The organism is Micromonospora sp. NPDC050187 (assembly GCF_044459745.1).
In the GTDB taxonomy this organism is placed as follows: Bacteria; Actinomycetota; Actinomycetes; order Mycobacteriales; family Micromonosporaceae; genus Micromonospora.
In genome coordinates, this window is record NZ_JBITJH010000002.1 from 135,879 (window position 1) to 154,456 (window position 18,578).

Consider the following 18,578-nt stretch of genomic DNA (forward strand, 5'->3'; position numbering starts at 1 on the left):
ATGACCGACCCGACCCCTCCGAAGCGCAAGCGGAAGACGGCCGACTCCAGCCTCGGCCTGAGAGACGGGGAGACGATCCTCGACGACGACCGCAGGGAGTCCAGACGCAAGCGGATCAAGCTGCAGGAGGACCAGGCGGCGAAGCTCCGGAAGGAGGCCGAGGCCCTGGCCAAACTCTGGGAGGACGAGATCAGCAAGCGACCGCCGGCCGCCCCCGGCAGCCGGGGGGACCGGAAGTTCTACGCCCGCATGATCAAGGTGGGGCAGGGGGACTGCATCGCCCTGAGCACGCCGCGTGGACGGTTCATCCTCATCGACTGCGGCTCCACCTCCCGGGAGGTGAAGGAGACCGAGGTCGACGTCTACACCAAGCGGGTACGGGACTGCCTGGAGGATCCGAAGTTCCTGGGTGCGGTGCAGACCACCGACGAGTTCGGTTTGCCGCTGGAGATTCCGAAGGCCCAGTTCATCGACATCCTGGTCTTCACGCACTCCGACGAGGACCACTACAACCAGCTCGCCTCGGTGCTCGCCGACAATCCCCACCGGATCGAGGTCGGCCGGGTGTACCACAGCGGGGACTTCGCCGGCTACGGTGCCGCCAAGACCTGGGTGTACGAGCACATCAAAAACGAGAAGCTGATCCGCAGGGTGATCCACAACGCGGTCGACCCCGACCAGGACCTCGATGACAAGGAGGTGGCCGGGGAGACCACCCTGGGGGGAGTCGCCGTACCGGAGGCGGACGAGGACACCGACATCGACTGTCTCGACGGCCAGGGCGGCATCCGGATCGTGGCGGAGACCGACCCGCCCTGCACGGTGACCATCCTGACCGCCGGGGTCTCCAACGACTACGTGAAGGACAAGGACGCGGCCCAGGGCAAGAACCGGGGCAGCGTGGTGCTCCTGGTCGAGGTCTTCGGTAAGAAGCTGCTGCTCTGCGGGGACGCCACCCGCAGCACGGAGCACCACCTGATCAGCCGGGGGAAGTACGCCGAGGAGAACCGGACCCGGCTGAAGGGTGTCGACATCGTCCACGTCGCCCACCACGGCAGCAACTGCACCTCCTCCTCCCTGGAGTTCGTGAACCTGCTGGACCCGAAGGAGAGAGCCCTGATCAGCGCCGGAAAGGTGGGGGTGTCCACCCACCACCTGCCCTCCCGGACAGTGGTCGAGCGGTACGTCAAACGCTTCGTCGACAGCGGTCGGGAGAAGAAGCCACCCCACTCCGGGTGGGCCTGGGACTCCGAGCGCTACGAGCCCGCGAAGTCGTTGCCGTTCGAGTTCAAGGCCCCGGTCTACATCACCGGGTCCCACGGTGACCTCGACATCACCTGGGAGCGGGCGTGACCCCCGAGGCCCTGGAGACCCTGCTGGCCGGGGTGCCCTCCGGTCGGCTCGACCTGCCGGTCGCCGTCCTGGACCCGCCGACCGCCGCCTACCTGGGCCGGTTCCTGCCCACCGGCCGGCTGCTGCTGACCGGCTGCGTCCGCGGCGAGGCCCCCGGCCCGGTCACCGTCCGGGGCACCGGTTCCGGGGCCCCCTTCGACGGCGCCGACGTGACCCTCCGGTTCACCCTGGCCGGGCAGGCCGTCAGCCGGGTGGAGGTGATCGTCCGGCCGGTCGCCGACTGGTCCCTGGCCGACACCTTCCCGCCCCTGCGCGGGACCCTGCTGGACACCCTCCGGTTCAGCGGGGCGGTCCTGCGCCTGGACACCGACCTGATCGCGGAGAGCGGAAATCCCCCCACCCCGACCGCCACCTGGCTGGCCTTCGAGGGGAACCTGCTGATCCGACCCGGGATGGAGCTGGTCGGGCTGCTCTTCCCCGGGCAGAGCCACCCCCTCTCCGGGGAGATCACCATGATCTCCCTCGCCCCGCCCGGGATCACCCCGGCCACCCCCCTGGTGCCGAGCGTGGCCCTCTACGGCCCGGCCGGGGCCGGCCTCGACCTGGGCCTGTTCACCCTCACCAACCTGCGGTACGGGCTGTTCGGCCTGCCCGACCTGAACTACAACACCCTCGACCACCGGGTCCGGGGGGCCCTGGTGCTCGCGGCGGGCATCCCGGTGTCGGCGGGCAGCATGTCCGGGGTCACCAGGGACCGCAAGGTCACCATCGACGCCCGCCTCGCCACCTGGAGCGAGGACCTGGTCCTCACCGCCGACTTCAGCGGGCTGGGGCCGCTGACCCTGGCCGACATCGCCGGCCTGGTCGGGCTGGAGACCCTGCCGGTGCCGTTCGGCATCGACCCGGGGGCCGGGATCACCCTGGGGAAGGTCACCCTCGCGGTGGACCCCACCGCCGCCAACCCGGTCGAGTACCTGACCATGACCCTGTACACCGAGGCGGAGTGGGAGGTGATCCCCGGGCTGTTCACCCTCCAGCAGATCGACCTGACCGTCCGGGTGGTCGCTCCCGGCCCCTCCGCGCAGGTGTCGGTCCTGGTCGGCGGCCTGTTCGGGATCGGCCGGGACGGCACCCTGGAGCTGGTCGCCGACTCCGTCACCCGGCGGATCGGCGGAGGACTGCGCACGGGCGACCCGCCCCTGCGTATCCGGGAGGTCTACCGGCACTTCACCGGCACCGAGCCGGAGCACGTCCCGGATCTGACGGTCACCCGGTTCCAGGTCGGGGCCGTGGTGCCCTCGGCCACCGTGCCCGCCTCCTTCGACGGCGAGATCGTCATCGACGGCGCCTGGCAGATCACCGAAGAGGTCACCGTCACCGAGGTCGGCTTCGACCTGCTGCACGACTCCACCGGCACCACCTTCCACGCCCGGGCTGGGCTGGTGCTGGGCGGGGTCGGGGTGGTGCTCCGGGCCGCGTACGACCCGGCCCCGGACCGGCGTTGGGAGTTCGCCGGCGAGACCGCCCCCGGGCAGCAGATCCCCGTCGGGCACCTCTTCGCCGACCTGGCCGACCGCTTCGGCGGGCTGGCCCTGCCGGCCCCCCTGGCCGAATCCGTCGTGGACAACCTCGCCGCCGAGATCTCCACCGGGGCCGGACGCCTCTTCCTCACCGGGCGGACCCGGTTCCCGGTCGACGGCACCGAGGTTGCCCTCACCCTCGCCGTGGACACCGCCCGACGCAGCGTCGCCGGGACCCTGGACCTGGTCGTACCGGTGCAGGGGGGAACCTTCCACCCCACCCTGGAGCTGCACTTCGCCCAGGATCCGGCGGCCCACCGGCTCGCCGCCTCCTACCGGCACCTGCCCGAGGATCCGGTGCCCGACCTGAGGTCCCTGGTGGGGGCGATCTCCCCGACCGCCGCCGCGCACGTCCCCGAGGGAATCCGGCTGGACCTGCGCCAGGCCCTGTTCGCCCTCACCGGCAACGGCACCCGCACCGGGTACCTCTTCGGGGTGGAGGTCGCCGCCACCCTGGACCTGGGACGGCTCCCGGTGGTCGGGGACCACCTGCGGGGCACCACGATGGGGGTGGACCCCCTGCGGCTGCTCGCCGCCACCACCGCCCTGCCGGCGGCCGAGGCCACCGCCCTGGCCGCCCTGCTCCCGGCGGGCACCACCCTGCCCACCGGGGGCCTGGCCGCCGGGTTCACCGTGGACGCCACCCTGCTGCTCGGGCCCTTCACCCAGGCCCTGGCGGTACCGGTCGGCGGCCCGCCGGGGGTGACCCCGGCACCGGCAGCGGGCGGTCCCGCGCCGGTGCGGACCGGCGACGACGCCACCTGGCTCACCGTCCAGCGCTCCTTCGGGCCCCTGCACATCTCCCGGGTCGGCCTGGCCTGGCGGCAGTCCCCCGGCGGGGAGTCCCGGGTCGCCCTGCTGCTGGACGCCTCGGTCACCGTGGCCGGGCTGACCCTCTCCCTGAGCGGCCTCGCCATCGGGGTCTCCACCACCGATCCCCTCTCGATGCCCACCTTCGACCTGGCCGGGATCGGGCTGGCCTACGCCAGCGGCCCGCTGCGGATCGACGGAGCCCTGCGCAAGGACACCATCGAGTACGAGGGGGCCAGCTACCCGGCCTACAGCGGGGGGCTGAGCGTACGGACCCCGACGTTCTCCGTCGGGGCCCTGGGCTCCTACGTCCAGCTCCCCGCCGGGCCCTCCCTGTTCGCCTACGCCTACCTCAACGGCCTGCACGCCGGTCCGCCCGCCCTGTCGCTACGGGGGCTGGCGGGCGGGTTCGGGTACAACCGGCGGTTCGTCGCCCCCGCCATCGACCAGGTGGCGACCTTCCCCCTGGTGGCCGACGCGGTCACCGGGCCGCCCCCGGGCACCACCCTCGCCGACGAGCTGCGGATCCTCGCCGACTACCTGCCCCCCTCGGTCGGGGACTACTTCCTCGCCCTGGGGCTGCGGGTCAACTCCTTCGAGATGGTGGACGCCTTCCTGCTGGTCGCCGCCGCCTTCGGGCACCGGTTCGAGCTGGACGTGCTGGGGCTGGCCACGGTGGTGCTGCCCGCACCGGACGCGGGGGCGGGGCCGGTCACCCCGGTCGCCCAGATCCAGCTCGCCATCCGGGCCACCCTGGTACCCGAGGACGGATACCTGGCGGTGGAGGCCCAGCTCACCCGGGCCTCGTACCTGCTCTCCCCGGACTGCCACCTGACCGGGGGGTTCGCCTTCGCCACCTGGTTCACCGGGGAGCACACCGGGGACTTCGCCCTCACCGCCGGGGGCTACCACCCCCAGTTCCCGGTACCCGCCCACTACCCGACGGTGCCCCGGCTCGGCTTCGCCTGGCAGGTCACGAAGCAGTTCAGCATCGCCGGGGCCGGGTACTTCGCGCTGACCCCCACCGCGCTGATGGCCGGGGGCCGGCTCACCGCCCTGTGGCAGGACGACTCCCTGCGGGCCGGGTTCGACGCCTCGATGGACTTCCTGATCTCCTGGCAGCCGTACCACTACGAGGCTTCCCTGCACGTCAGCATCGGGGTGTCGTACACCTTCAGCCTCTTCGGCACCCACACCCTCAACGTGCAGGTCGGCGCCGACGTCCAGCTGTGGGGTCCGGACTTCGGCGGTACCGCCGCCATCGACCTGGACATCGTCACGGTGCGCATCTCCTTCGGCTCGAACGGCGGGGCGAAGCCGGCACCGGTGAGCTGGGACCGGTTCCGGGACACCCTGCTGCCGCCCCGGGACCGGATCCTCGGCCTGTCGGTACGGGCCGAGACCCACCACACCGCCCCCGTGGCCGCCCCCGAGGAGCTGGGGGTCGTCGACCCGGCCACCCTGGTCGTGGCGACCAACAGCGCCATCCCGGCCAGCGGGGCGGTCCGGGGCACCCCGGAGCGGGAGGTGGCCCTGCCCACCGGCGGGGGTCGAACCGCGTTCGGGATCGGCCCGGCCGACCTGGCCCCCGGCGCCGTCACCGCCGTCCACCGGATCGTGGTCACCCACGAGGGGATGCCGGTCGAGGACCGGTTCGACTACACCCCGGTCTGCCGGGGGCTGCCCTTCGCCCTGTGGGGTGGCCGGCTCACCCCCCAGGTCACCGACCCGGCCCTGATGGAGGACCTGGTCACCGGGTACGAGCTGCGCCCGCGCCCGCCCGCCCCGGCCCGTGCGGTCTGGGTGGACCGGGCCGCCCTCCAGGCCGACACCCCCCTGTACACCCGGGAGGTGCTCACCCTGTCTCCCCCGCCCCGGCGGCCGGTCGTACCGGACGGGCCGGCTGCGCGGGCGACCACGATCCGGGCGGCGATGGCCGACCCGGTGGTCGCCGCCACCCGCAGCGCGGTCGCCGCCGCCCTGCTCCCCTCGGCGGTACTCGACCCCGCCGGCTTCGACACCACCCAGTTCCACGCGATCCCCCAGGTGGCAGCCCATGTCTGAGTCCCAGGTGACCTTCCGCCACGCCCACCGCCCGGTGCTGGCCGCCGGCGACTACCAGGTCACTTCCTCCCATCGGGTCAGTCTGGAACCGGTGGACTTCACCACGACCCGCCGGTTCACCGTCGCCGGGGACCGGTTCGGCCTGGCCCCCTCCCTCATCCGGTCGGTCTTCCCGCCCGAGGGGAGCGTCGGGGACCACGCCGCCGTGCTGCCGCACATCGTGTTGGAGCGCGCCACCCTGCCCTGGGAGCGCAGCCCGGGGGGAGCCGGGCCGCAGACCCCGCCCTGGCTGGCCCTGCTGCTCTTCACCGAGCAGGAGGCGCCCCCCGTCTCGACGGTGCCCCTGGGGCAGGTGGCGGCGGGGCCCTGGCTGCCGCCGGCCGCCGTCGCTGCCGAGTCCCACGAGTCGGCGCAGGACCCGGTCACCGTCATCGACGTCCCGGCCGCTCTCCTCGCCGACCTGCTGCCCGGCTACGCCGACCTGCCCCTGCTGGCCCACGTCCGGTCCGAGGGGGACGACCCGGCCGACACGGCGGTGGTGGTCGGCACCCGACTGCCGCCGGCCGGGATGACCAGCGTGGTGCACCTGGTCTCCCTGGAGCACCGGTTCACCCCGGCCACCGACGGGTCCTGGGTACTCGACCGGGGGCCTGCCCCGGTCGGGGACACCGTCCGGCTGGTCAGCATGACGAGTTGGCGGTTCGCCTCGGTGAGCACCGACCACACGTTCGCCGCCCTGGTCCGGGACCTCGCCGAGGAGGGGGCCACCCTCCGGCTTCCTCCCAGCGGGCAGCCCGCCGCCGACCGGTACCTCGGTCAGGGTTTCGTGCCGGCCCGGCACCGGCTCCGGCAGGGCGGGAGCAGCATCGGCTGGTACCGGGGGCCCCTGGTACCCGGTCCGACGGATGCGGGGCCGGTGGCCCCGGTACGGACCGGGGACGCCCTGCTGCGTTTCGACGCGGAGCTGGGCATGTTCGACCTGGGGTACGCCGCCGCCTGGCAGCTCGGCCGACTGCTGGCCCTGGGCAGCGGGGACACCGCTACCGCCCTGTACGGGTGGCGTCGCCGCCGGGACCAGCAGGCCGCCCGGGACCAGCGCGCCGCCCGCAACCTCGACGCCGGGTATCCCCTGGCGGTGGCCCCGATCGACGACTCCCTCCCGGCGGGGGTGCGGGACTGGCTGACCGGGCTGACCCGGCTCGAGGGGGTGCCCTTCGGCTACCTGGTGCCGGACGAGGGGCTGCTGCCGGCCGAGTCGATACGGTTCCTCGGGGTGGACCAGGGCTGGGTCCGGCACCTGGTCGACGGGGCGGTCAGCGTGGGTCGGCTGGGCCCCGCCGACGAGGCCCGGGACGCCGCCGCCCCCCTGCCGTTGGAGTTCCCCACCCTCACCGGGGCCCTGATCCGGTCCCAGGTGGTGTCGGGCTACCCGGGGCTGCTCGTCGACGGGTACGCCGACCGGGCCGGCACCGGGCACCTGACCCCCTGGGTGACCCGCCGCCTGAACCCGGAGGTGCTGCTCTGCCTCTTCGAGGGCGAGTTGGCCCGGCTGGACCTGCACCAGCCCCCGGAGGCCCAGCACCTGGCGGTGGAGCCGCGCTCCCCCGGCAGCTTCGGCAGGACCCTGCGGGCCCCGGGGGGCTCGGAGCGGGTCCCCGACCCGGTCGGGCCCCTGCCCCTGGGGCCCCGGGGAACGGTCTCCCCGACCGGGTTGGCTGCCGCGATCGCCGGGTCCCTGGGGGTGCCGGTGGCCGAGGTGGACTCGGGGGACCTGGCCCTCCAGCTCACCGAGACCGCCGAACGGGTCACCTTCCTGCGACCCTGACCGGTGACCCGGGGGGGGCCGCCGCGTTCACCGAACTCGTCCGAGCATCTGACCGTGCCCCTGATCCGGCTCGGCGTCTCCACCGATCCGACAACGCGACAGAGCCCCCCGCAGAGCCCGCGGCGGTCAGGGCCCCGTCGGCGACCGGTCCGACCGACGGGTCAGGGGCGGGTGAGGAAGCGCAGGGCGTTGCCGGAGAGCAGGGCGTCGCGCTGGTCGTCGGTGAGGAAGTCGGCCTTGCGGACCACGTCCCCGACCGGGCGTTCACCCAACGGGTACGGGTAGTCGCTGCCCAGCACCACCTGACTCGCTCCGAGCGTGTCGACCAGCAGGCGCAACGCCGCCGGTTCGAAGACCACCGTGTCGACCAGGAACCGGTCCACGTAGTGGCTCGGCGGTCGGGTCGACCTTCCGCGTACCAGGTCGCCCCGGCGGTGCCAGGCGTTGTCGGCGCGACCAAGCCAGAAGGGGAAACTGCCACCGCCGTGGGCGAAGCACAGCTTCAGGGTGTCCGGTACCCGGTCGAAGACGCCGCCGAGGATCAGCGCCAGCACCGACAGGTGCGTCTCGGCGGGCATGCCGGTCAGCCAGCGAGCCATCCACCGGTCGAGCCGGGGCCCGTCGGGCATGTCCCACGGGTGCACGAACACCGGGGCGCCGACCGAGGCACAGTGCTGCAGGAAGGTGACCACGCCCTCGTCGTCGAGGTCACGGTCGCCGACGTGGTTGCCGATCTCGACGCCGGCGTGTCCGGCGGCCAGGCAGCGGTCGAGTTCGGCGCAGGCCGCGTCCGGGTCCTGCAACGGCACCTGGCAGAACGGCACCAGCCGGTCGCCGCCGGCCGTGGTGAGTTCCAGCGTCAGATCATTGAAGATCCGGGCGACCTTGGCTGCCTGGTCGGCCGGCCGGTCGTAGGAGAAGAAGACCGGGGTCGGTGACACCACCTGTACGTCGACACCGTCGGCGTCCATGTCGGACAGTCGGGTCGGGGCGTCCCAGGCCTGCGGGCCGACCGGGCGGAACTCCGTCTCCCCCACCATGATCATGGCGGCGCGTTCGGAGTCGATCCGGAGCCAGGGCCAGTCGGCACCGCCGCACGCGGCGGACAGGTCCGGCCAGCCCTTCGGTACCAGATGGGTGTGCAGGTCGACGACCGGCCGCCCAGCCCCGGCCGTACCCGGCCGGGCCGGCAGCGGCGGCACCAGGCCGGCCATCAGCCCTTGCCCGGGTGCAGGGTGCCGCACCGGTCGCAGGTCCGGGCCTGCTCGTCGCCGTAGAACGCGGTGAACACCGGCGGCAGGTCGGCGACGATGTCGCGGACCTGCAGTTCGACGTCGTGAACCTTGTTGCCGCACTCCAGGCAGTACCACTGGAAGCGTTCCAGGGTGCCCTCCTCGCGGACCCGCTCGATGACGACGCCGATCGAACCGGCCTCGGGCCGCTGCGGCGAGTGGGGGATGTTGCCCGGCAACACCCACATCTGCCCCTCGCGGATGTGCACCGTCCGCGGGCCGTCCTCGGTCATCAGGTTCACGTGCATGTTGCCCTTGACCTGGTAGAAGAACTCCTCGTACGGATCGACGTGGAAGTCGGTGCGCTGGTTGGGGCCGCCGACGACCTGCACGATGAAGTCGTCGCCGGTGGGGAACATCTGCTTGTTGTTGACCGGCGGCTTCAGCAGGTGCTGGTTCTCGTCGATCCAGCCGGGAAAGCTCACCGGCTCGGTGATGTCGGTCATGCGTCACCTCGCTTCGCTCGGTGGCCGCATGACATACGGCTGAGCAGACCGATTCCCTCGCTACGCTCGGTCATGTACGGGCTCCTTCCGGAACAACGGCCACTGCCTGGATCTCGATGAGCAGGTGCGGGTGCGGCAACTGGTGCACCGCGACGGTGGTGCGGGTCGGACCGGTCTCGTCGAAGTACTCGGCGTAGACCTCGTTGTAGCCGCCGAAGTCGTTCATGTTCACCAGATAGCTGGTGACCTGGACGAGGTCGGACAGGTCGGCGCCGACCGAGCGCAGGATGTCGCGGATGTTGTCGATGACGGCCCGGGTCTGCACCCGGATGTCGAGGTCGGTGGTGCCCATCGCGTCCACCGTCGCCCCGACGATGGTGTTGTCGGGGCGACGGCTCGACGTACCTGACACGTACACCAGGCCGCCCGCGACCTTGACGTGCGGAAATCGGCCGCGCGGCGTGGCCTTGCCGGCCACCACCCCGCCGGTCACGGACACCGCCTCGCTCCGCTCGCTCACGGGGCTGCCTTCAGCGACGCGGTGCCGAGCGACTCGACGACCGCGCGGACGTGGGCGCCGGGCTTGAGCGGTACGGCCGCGGTGGCCGCGCCGGCCAGGAACACCCAGCCGGCACGCATCCGTACGCCGTACCGGCCGGCGAGTCGGACGCCTTCGGTGAGCGCCCGGCGCGGGTCGCCGAGGATGGCGGCGGTGGATCCGGTCTGCACGACCCGGCCGTCGACCTCGAGCAGTACGCCGAGGTTGTCGAGCCCGTCCGGCACCGGTTGCCAGGCACCGACGACGTAGGCGGCGGCCGAGCAGTTGTCGGCGATCACGTCAGGCAGCGAGAACGTGAAGTCGCGGTACCGGGAGTCGATGATCTCGACGGCGGGGGCGACGGCACGGACCGCAGACGCGAAGTCGGTGACCGGTTCACCCGGTTCCGGCAGGCGGTCGAGCAGGAACGCGACCTCGGGTTCGGCACGTGGGTGGATGAACTCGCCGACCCGCACCGTGCCGCCGTCGTCGATGTGCATGGCGTCGGTGAGCCGACCCCAGATGATTTCGTCTACCCCGACCTGCGCCATCTTGGCCCGGCTGGTCAGGCCCATCTTCAGGCCGACGAGGCGTTCGCCGCGGTTCAGCCGGCGGCCGACCAGTTCCTCCTGGACGGCGTACGCGGTGTCGACGTCGACGCCGGCCGCGGCGGCGAGCTGCGGCGTGGCGATGCCGGTGCAGGCGGCCTCGTCGAGCTGGTCAGCAAGAGCAGCGAGATCGGTCATGACTTTCCCTCCGAACCACCGGCGAGGTCGAGTGCGACATCGACGATCATGTCTTCCTGGCCGCCGACCATCCGGCGCCGGCCGAGTTCGACCAGGATCGACCGGACATCGACACCGTAGCGATCCGACGCGCGTTCGGCGTGCCGCAGGAAGCTGGAGTAGACCCCGGCGTAGCCGAGCGTCAGCGTCTCCCGGTCGACGCGCACCGGCCGGTCCTGAAGTGGTCTGACCAGGTCCTCGGCGGCGTCCATCAGGGCGAACACGTCGCAGCCGTGGTCCCAGCCGTGCAGCTCGGCGACGGCGACGAAGACCTCGAGCGGGGCGTTGCCGGCGCCGGCACCGTGCCCGGCCAGCGACGCGTCGACCCGGGTGGTGCCGTGTTCGACGGCGGCCACACTGTTGGCCACCCCGAGGGACAGGTTGTGGTGCGCGTGGATGCCGATCTGGGTTTCCGGATCAAGGACCTGCCGGTACGCGTCGACCCGCTCGGCAACGTCCCGGGTCAACAGCCGGCCGCCGGAGTCGGTGACGTAGACGCAGTGCGCGCCGTACGACTCCATCAGTTTCGCCTGTTCGGCCAGCGACTTCGGGTCGCTCATGTGCGCCATCATCAGGAATCCGGCGACGTCCATGCCGTTGTTGCGCGCCCAGCCGATGTGCTGGGCGGAGATGTCCGCCTCGGTGCAGTGCGTCGCGATCCGTACGCTGGTCACGCCGAGGTCGCGGGCCGCTCTCAGGTCGGCGATGGTGCCGATGCCGGGCAGTAGCAGCGTGGTCAGCTTGGCCTTGGTGAGCACCGACGCGGCCGCCGCGATCCAGTCCGCGTCCGACGCGGCGCCGTGGCCGTAGTTGACCGACGAGCCGGCCAGACCGTCGCCGTGCGCGACCTCGATCGCCGCGACCCCGGCCGCGTCCAGCGCCGCTGCGATCGACCGTACCTGGTCGGTGGTGAACTGGTGCCGGATAGCGTGCATGCCGTCCCGCAACGTCACGTCCTGGATATACAGCCCTGGCACCTGCTCGCTTCGCTCGCAGTCGCCGAAAGACGACCTGAGCTGACCGATTCGCTCGCCAAGCTCGCTCATGCGCTCACCCCCCGATCCGCGCGCAACGCGACCATCCGCTCCGCGGTACGTAACGCCGCCGAGGTCATGATGTCGAGGTTTCCGGCGTACGCCGGCAGGTAGTGCCCGGCCCCGGAAACCTCGAGGAACACCGACACCTGCACGCCGGTGAACCGCGTACCCAGCGCCGGCACGTACGCGTCCACCTCGTCGAACTGCACTTCCTGCTTCAACCGGTAGCCGGGAACGTATCCGGCGACCGTGGCCACCATGGTTTCGACCGACGCGGCGACGGCGGCCCGGTCGACCATCCGATCCGGACACAGGCAGTAGACGGTGTCGCGCATCAGCAGCGGCGGATCGGCCGGGTTCAGCACGATGATCGCCTTGCCACGACCGGCGCCGCCGACGACCTCGATCGCCCGCGCCGTCGTCGCGGTGAACTCGTCGATATTCGCCCGGGTGCCCGGTCCCGCCGACCTCGACGCGATCGAGGCCACGATCTCGGCATACCCGACCGGGGTGACCGCGCCGACCGCGGCGACGATCGGCACCGTCGCCTGACCACCACAGGTCACCATGTTGACGTTCGGCTCGGCGAGATGCTCGTCGAGGTTCACCGGCGGGACCACGTACGGTCCGACGGCCGCCGGAGTCAGGTCGACGACCAGCCGGCCGTGCGCCTTCAACAGCTCCGCGTGCCGGCGGTGCGCGCCGGCCGAGGTCGCGTCGAAGACCACCCGCACATCGGCGAACTCCGGCATCGCCAACAACCCGTCGATCCCGTCGGCGGTGGTGGCGACGCCGAGACGGCGGGCCCGAGCGAGGCCGTCGGAGTTCGGTTCGATGCCGACCATCGCCACCATCCGCAGCGACTCCGACAACCGCAGGACCTTGATCATCAAATCGGTCCCGATGTTTCCGGACCCGATCACCGCCACACCCGTGGTCACGCTTTCCTCCCCGTACTGAAGCAGGCACGGACCGAGCCCAGGCCGGAGATTCTGGCCTCGTACGCCCCGCCGGGGGTGACCGGGACCATCGGGCCGAGCGCGCCGGACAGCACCACATCCCCCTCGGCCAGTGGGCTGCCAGCGGCGACGAGCGTCTGCGCCAACCAGGCGACCGCGTGCACCGGACTACCGAGGCAGGCGGCGCCGGCGCCGACCGACACCGGCTCGCCGGCGTGTTCGAGCACCATCCCCGCCAACCTGAGATCCACATCGGACAGCCGGCGCGGCTGGTTGCCGAGCACGAACAGCCCCGACGACGCGTTGTCCGCCACGGTGTCCACGATCGAGATGTCCCAGCCCGCGATCCGGGAGTCGACGACCTCGATCGCGGGCAGGAGGTGGTCGGTCGCCCGGATCACGTCGGCCACCGTCACCTGCTCGTACGGCAGGCCGGCACCGAGCACGAACGCGACCTCGGCCTCCACCCGCGGCTGCAACAGCCGGTCGATGTCGATCTCGTCGCCGTCCGGCACCGCCATGTCGGCGAACAGCACCCCGAAGTCCGGCTGGTAGACACCGAACGCCTGCTGCACGGCGGGCGAGGTCAGCCCGATCTTCGCCCCGATCCGGCGCCGGCCGGCGGCCAGCCAGCCGGCGACCTGGGCCTGCTGGACCGCGTACGCCGAGTCGACGTCGCCGACCGGCAGCAGGTCCCCACGCAACGGCGCGACCGGCGTACGGCTGTCGTACGCCCCGCGCAGCACCGCCGCCACCCGCTCACTTCGTTCGCTCATGACAGGTCCACACAGACGTTGGTGAGTTCGGAGTAGAAGTCGAGGGAGTGCACGCCGCCCTCACGGCCGACACCGGATGCCTTCACCCCGCCGAACGGGGTGCGCAGGTCGCGCAGGAACCAGGTGTTGACCCAGACGATGCCGGCCTCGAGCCGCATCCCGGCCCGGTGCGCCCGTCCGACGTCCCGGGTCCACACCGTCGACGCCAGGCCGTACTCGCTGTCGTTGGCCAGCGCGAACGCCTCGTCCTCGTCGTCGAACGGGGCGACGTGGCAGAGCGGCCCGAAGACCTCCTCGCGGTTGACCCGGGCGTCCGGGCCGAGCCCGGTCAGCACCGTCGGCTGCACGTACGCACCACCGTCGCGGCCGTCGTCGAAGCGCGGCACCGCGCCACCGGCCAGGATCGTGGCACCCTCGGTACGGGCCAGGTCGTAGTAACCGAGCACCTTGTCGCGGTGCTGGTGCGAGATCAGCGGCATGTTGACGGTCGCGGCGTCGGCGGGCCAGCCGTACGCCAACTCGTCGGCCTGCTCGGCCAGCCGGGTGACGAACTCGTCGAACACCGGCCGTTGCACGTAGAGCCGTTCGGTGCACAGGCAGACCTGGCCGCCGTTGGTGAAGCTGGACCGGACCGAGCCGGCGACCGCCACGTCGAGATCGGCGTCGGCGAAGACCAGGCCGGCGTTCTTGCCACCGAGTTCGAACGAGACGGCCTTGACCCCGTCGGCGGCGGCCCGCATGATCGCCCCGCCGGTCGCGGACTCGCCGGTGAAGGTGATCGCGTCGACGCCCGGGTGCCGGGTCAGGAACTCGCCGGCCGAGCCGGGTCCGAACCCGTGCACGACGTTGAACACCCCGTCGGGTACGCCGACGGCGGCCATCACCTCGGCCAGCAGCGTCGCCGACGACGGGGTCTCCTCCGACGGCTTGACGATGACGGCGTTGCCGCAGGCCAGGGCCGGGGCGACCTTCCAGGTGAGCAGCAACAGCGGCAGGTTCCACGGCACGATGACGGCGACGACGCCGACCGGCTTGCGGACCGCGTAGTTCAGGGCCCGGCCGCCGGACGGGGTGACCGTGGTGAACGACTCGGTCGGCGCGGTCGCGACGGTCTCGGCGAAGGCGCGGAAGTTCGCGGCGCCGCGCGGGATGTCCAGCGTACGGGCCTGGGAGATCGACTTGCCGGTGTCGCCGACCTCGGCGGCCACCAGGTCGTCGAACCGGCGTTCGAGTTCGTCGGCGACCCGGTAGAGCACGGCGGCGCGTTCCCGCTCCCCCATCCGGCCCCACGGCCCGCGCACCGCCGACCGGGCAGCGGCCACGGCGGCATCCACAGTGGAAGTATCGGCCTCGACCACCTCGGCGATGGTCTGGCCGGTCACCGGCGACACCTTCGGGAACCGGCTGCCGGCGTCGACGAACTGTCCGCCGACGAAGTTGCGCAACAGGCCGGGCGGGCCGGAAATCCGTCCGCTCATCAGATCGGGCTGCCACAGGTTCACGCGTCCCCCTTCCGGTTGGCGGGCCACCGCCGGCTGGTGCCGCCGGCGGCGGCCCGGGTCGCGGCGGTGCCGATTGCCCCGATCAGCAGCGCCGCCGCACCCGCCACCGCCGCGCCGAGCATCCGGTGCTGGCGGCGGACCCGCCGCTGCACCTGCGCGTACGGGGTGGTGGAGAACGAGACCAGTTCGTAGCGGGACACGTACCAATCGGGTAGCGCCTTCTCCAGCGCGTGTTCGACCTTGCGTCCGAACTGGAATGCCGGCGAGGCGACCTTGTCGCGCATTTCAACGAAGTTGGCCAGCGCCATCTGGGCGATCGCTTCGGTGTCGGCGCGTCGACGGGCCTCGAACAGGGGCAGCGCCCGCGCCCAGTCATCGCCGGTCTCGTCGAGGCAGCGGTCGAGTTCGACGACGTCCTCGAAGGCGCAGTTGGCGCCCTGGCCGTAGAACGGGACGATGGCGTGCGCGGCATCGCCGAGCAGCCCGACCCGACCATCCATGTGCCATGGTGCACACCGGACGGTACCGAGCAGGCCGACCGGGTTGTGCTGGAAGTCGTCGACGAGGTTGGGCGCGAGCGGCGGCAGGTCCGGATAGTTCGTGGCGAAGTGCCGTTCGATGGCGGCCGGGCTGGACAGCGACGCGAAGCTGCTGGTGCCGCCGGTCGGCCAGAACAGCGTGCAGGTGAACGACCGGTCCGGATTCGGCAGGGCGATCATCATCGAGGTGCCACGCGGCCAGATGTGCAGCGCGCCGGGGTCGAGCGCGAACTCACCGTCGACGGCGGGAATCGTCAGTTCCTTGTAGCCGTAGTCAAGGAAGTCCAGGCTCTCGGTCAGGCCGTCGTGGGCGAGCATCTGTCCACGTACGGCCGATCCGGCGCCGTCGGTGCCGAGGACGACGTCGGCGTCCGCGCGGACCTCGCCGCCGGATGTCTGATACGTCATCGCGCCGGTCGACGGGTCGAGGCCGACCAGCCGGTGGTCGAAGACGATCTCGACGCCCGGCGCCGCCTCGGCGGCGTCGAGCAGTGCGTTGTTCAGCGCGCCCCGGCTGATCGAGTTGATCGCCCGGTCGCCGCCGGCGCTGTAGAGCTGGAAATCCAGCGGACCGGTCACCGGGTGGATCATGCGGCCGCGCATCGGCAGCGCGTCGGCCATCACCTGCTTGTCCAGGTCGATGCGGCGCAGCGCGTCCAGCCCTCGCTCGGACAGCGCCAGGTTGATCGACCGTCCCCGCTCGGCGGTCCCGCCCCGCGGGTCCGGCCGCCGCTCGTAGACGGTGACCCGGTGGCCGCGTCGGGCCAGGTAGCAGGCCAGCAGGCAGCCGGCCAGCCCCGCCCCGACCACGACGACGTGGCCGTCCTCCTTCGTCATTCTCCGACCTCCTTGACCGTCGCGGCCAGCGCCTGGGCGGCCCGCCAGCAGTCGTGGTACGTCGAGTACAGCGGCACCGGGGCGAACCGCACCACGTCGGGTTCGCGGGCATCGGCGATCACGCCGTGCTCGTGCCGCAGCCGCCGGGTCAGGTCCACGGCGCTGCCGTCGCTGATCCGTACCGAGAGCTGGCAGCCGCGCCGGGCCGGGTCACGCGGGGTGATCACCTTCAGCGGGCGGCCGGGGACGACCCCGTCGAGCAGTTCCTCAAGGTAGCCGGTGAGCCGCAGACTGCGCTCCCGCAGCGCCGGCATGCCGACCCGGTCGAAGATCGCGAGCGAGGTACGGACCGGGCCCATCGCGTAGATCGGCGGGTTGGAGATCTGCCAGGCGTCCGCGCTGGCCGGCGGCCGGGACACCGGCGTCATCTCGAACCGGGTCGCCGGCTCCGTACTCCACCAGCCCTCGAAGCGGGGCAGGTCGGCACCGTGGTGCCGGTCGTGGACGAACGCGCCGGCCAACGCGCCCGGCCCCGAGTTCAGGTACTTGTAGGAGCACCAGGCGGCGAAGTCGACATCCCAGTCGTGCAGTCGCAGCGGCACGTTGCCGGCCGCGTGCGCCAGATCCCAGCCGACGACGGCACCCGCAGCGTGGCCGGCGGCAGTGATCGCCTCGATGTCCATCAGTTCGCCGGTGAGGTAGTTGACCCCGCCGAGCAGCACCAGCGCCACCCGGTCACCCTCGTCGCGCAGATAGGCCAGTACGTCCTCGGTCCGCAGGTTGTCCTCGCCGGCGCGCGGTTGCAGACGTACCACGGTCCGGTCGGGGTCGAGGCCGTGGAAGACGGCCTGGCTCCGGACGGCGTAGCTGTCCGACGGGAAGGCACTGTCCTCGATCAGGATCCGGGTCCGGTCGCCCGCGGGCCGGTAGAACGACACCATCAGCAGGTGCAGGTTGACGGTCAGCGAGTTCATCACCACCGCCTCGGTCGGGCGGGCACCGACGAGCCGGGCCGCGGTCGCGGTCAACAACTCGTGGTACGGCAGCCAGGGGCGGCCCGCTTCGAGATGGCCCTCGACGCCGAGCCGGGCCCAGTCGCCGAGATCGTCGAGCAACTCCGGTACGGTGCCGCGCGGCTGCAGCCCGAGGGAGTTGCCGGCGAAGTACGCGACCTCGGGGTACGCGCCACCGTCGGCGGCCGGGATGTGGAACAGCTCGCGGTGGCCGGCGTCGGCGTCGTCCCGCCGCCGGGCGTCATTCTCGCTGTCGTTCATCGCCGCCCTCACATCGAGGTCCGGGAGGACCAGATCTCCGGGAAGACCACCCGGGCCATGCTGCGCTGCAACCAGGCCAGCCCGGCCGATCCGCCGCTGCCGACCTTGGCGCCCATGCTGCGCTGGACGGCCTTGAGGTGCCGGTACCGCCAGTCGCCGAACTGTTCGGCGACCTCGGTCAGTGCCTCGCCGAGCATCCGCAGGTGATTGTGGGGGGTGTTGTGCTCGTAGACGCGTACCCAGGCCTGCTCGACGGCCGGGTGCGGCTGGTGCTCCCGCGCGACGTCGCGGTCCAGCAGCGCCTGCGGAATGTTGTGGCCACGGCGGGCGAGCAGTGCGATGACGTCGTCCCACAGGCTCGGACCCTCAAGGGTCTCGACGAGTTCGGCGTACACGTCCGGCTGGCTACGGAACGGGCGGACCAGCGAGGCGGTCTTGAGGCCGAGCAGGAACTCGAGGTGGCGGTACATCGCGGACTGGAAGCCGGAGCCCTCGCCCAGCAGGTCCCGGAACCGGTTGAAGTCGGCCGGAGTCATCCAGCGCAGCGTCTGCCAGGAGGCGTTGAGCCCTTCGAGATGCAGGGCGGCGCGGCGCAGCGGGGCGAGCGCACCCCAGACGTCGTCGTCGCGCAGCAGCCGCTGGGCCTCGCGGATCTCGAACCGGGTCAACCCGAAGTAGAGCTCCATGATCTGGCTGACCATGAGGAAGGACATCTCGCCCGGGTCCTTGCTCAGCGTGCTCTGCAGACTGTGCAGGGTGCTGGCGTGGACGTACGCGTCGTACGGCACCCGGTCGGTAAACTCCACGGTCGGCTCGCCGGCGTTGGCCGCGGCCCGCTCCTCACGTTCGTCGGCGGTGACCGGTCGGACGGCCGACTCGCCTGGCCCCCCAGCCAGCTCAGCCAGTTCGGTGCTGTTCATGCGTCGCATCCCTCCCTCGCGCTGCGTCATCACATGTTCCC

General features: G+C 71.9%; 14 protein-coding genes. 3 read left to right on the top strand and 11 right to left on the bottom strand.

Going from position 1 to position 18,578, the window contains the following annotated elements; translation table 11 throughout:
- From ACIBJE_RS03815 to ACIBJE_RS03825, 3 genes are read left to right on the top strand one after another with little or no spacing between them, the layout of a single operon-like run.
- Complete coding sequence (locus ACIBJE_RS03815) at positions 1-1,353, top strand: ComEC/Rec2 family competence protein (RefSeq protein WP_396742456.1); 1,353 nt, start codon at positions 1-3, stop codon at positions 1,351-1,353.
- The gene (locus ACIBJE_RS03820; protein WP_396742458.1) at positions 1,350-5,807 is read left to right on the top strand and encodes a DUF6603 domain-containing protein; all 4,458 of its coding nucleotides are present in this window, start codon (positions 1,350-1,352) and stop codon (positions 5,805-5,807) included. The genes ACIBJE_RS03815 and ACIBJE_RS03820 overlap by 4 nt, the downstream gene beginning before the upstream one ends.
- Positions 5,800-7,632: a hypothetical protein gene (locus ACIBJE_RS03825; RefSeq protein WP_396742460.1), complete on the top strand. Its 1,833-nt coding sequence runs from the start codon at positions 5,800-5,802 to the stop codon at positions 7,630-7,632. Before ACIBJE_RS03820 ends, ACIBJE_RS03825 begins: the two co-directional genes overlap by 8 nt.
- 161 nt (positions 7,633-7,793) lie before the next feature.
- Here the strand turns inward: ACIBJE_RS03825 and ACIBJE_RS03830 are convergent, their stop codons facing one another.
- The 11 genes from ACIBJE_RS03830 to ACIBJE_RS03880 all read right to left on the bottom strand — a co-directional run bounded on the left by ACIBJE_RS03830 (position 7,794) and on the right by ACIBJE_RS03880 (position 18,537).
- Positions 7,794-8,846: an amidohydrolase family protein gene (locus ACIBJE_RS03830; RefSeq protein WP_396742462.1), complete on the bottom strand. Its 1,053-nt coding sequence runs from the start codon at positions 8,844-8,846 to the stop codon at positions 7,794-7,796.
- The gene (locus tag ACIBJE_RS03835) at positions 8,846-9,370 is read right to left on the bottom strand and encodes a 3-hydroxyanthranilate 3,4-dioxygenase (RefSeq protein WP_396742464.1); all 525 of its coding nucleotides are present in this window, start codon (positions 9,368-9,370) and stop codon (positions 8,846-8,848) included. The genes ACIBJE_RS03830 and ACIBJE_RS03835 overlap by 1 nt, the downstream gene beginning before the upstream one ends.
- A 70-nt stretch (positions 9,371-9,440) precedes the next feature.
- Positions 9,441-9,863: a RidA family protein gene (locus tag ACIBJE_RS03840; RefSeq protein WP_396743472.1), complete on the bottom strand. Its 423-nt coding sequence runs from the start codon at positions 9,861-9,863 to the stop codon at positions 9,441-9,443.
- Positions 9,864-9,886: 23 nt separating this feature from the next.
- A complete protein-coding gene (locus ACIBJE_RS03845; protein WP_396742466.1) occupies positions 9,887-10,654 on the bottom strand; it encodes a 2-keto-4-pentenoate hydratase in 768 nt (255 codons plus the stop codon).
- Positions 10,651-11,670, bottom strand: coding sequence for a 4-hydroxy-2-oxovalerate aldolase (dmpG, locus tag ACIBJE_RS03850; protein WP_396742468.1), 1,020 nt, complete (start codon positions 11,668-11,670; stop codon positions 10,651-10,653). The genes ACIBJE_RS03845 and dmpG overlap by 4 nt, the downstream gene beginning before the upstream one ends.
- 65 nt (positions 11,671-11,735) lie before the next feature.
- The gene (locus ACIBJE_RS03855) at positions 11,736-12,671 is read right to left on the bottom strand and encodes an acetaldehyde dehydrogenase (acetylating) (protein ID WP_396742470.1); all 936 of its coding nucleotides are present in this window, start codon (positions 12,669-12,671) and stop codon (positions 11,736-11,738) included.
- Positions 12,668-13,465 (bottom strand): 2-keto-4-pentenoate hydratase, encoded by a 798-nt coding sequence (locus ACIBJE_RS03860; RefSeq protein WP_396742472.1) that lies wholly within the window; start codon positions 13,463-13,465, stop codon positions 12,668-12,670. The genes ACIBJE_RS03855 and ACIBJE_RS03860 overlap by 4 nt, the downstream gene beginning before the upstream one ends.
- Positions 13,462-14,943, bottom strand: coding sequence for a 2-hydroxymuconic semialdehyde dehydrogenase (locus tag ACIBJE_RS03865; RefSeq protein ID WP_396743475.1), 1,482 nt, complete (start codon positions 14,941-14,943; stop codon positions 13,462-13,464). The genes ACIBJE_RS03860 and ACIBJE_RS03865 overlap by 4 nt, the downstream gene beginning before the upstream one ends.
- Before the next feature lie 20 nt (positions 14,944-14,963).
- Complete coding sequence (locus ACIBJE_RS03870; RefSeq protein WP_396742474.1) at positions 14,964-16,343, bottom strand: FAD-dependent oxidoreductase; 1,380 nt, start codon at positions 16,341-16,343, stop codon at positions 14,964-14,966.
- The gene (gene kynU / locus ACIBJE_RS03875; protein WP_396742476.1) at positions 16,340-17,617 is read right to left on the bottom strand and encodes a kynureninase; all 1,278 of its coding nucleotides are present in this window, start codon (positions 17,615-17,617) and stop codon (positions 16,340-16,342) included. Before kynU ends, ACIBJE_RS03870 begins: the two co-directional genes overlap by 4 nt.
- 8 nt (positions 17,618-17,625) lie before the next feature.
- Positions 17,626-18,537, bottom strand: coding sequence for a tryptophan 2,3-dioxygenase (locus tag ACIBJE_RS03880; RefSeq protein WP_396742478.1), 912 nt, complete (start codon positions 18,535-18,537; stop codon positions 17,626-17,628).
- Between the last annotated feature and the right edge of the window lie 41 nt (positions 18,538-18,578).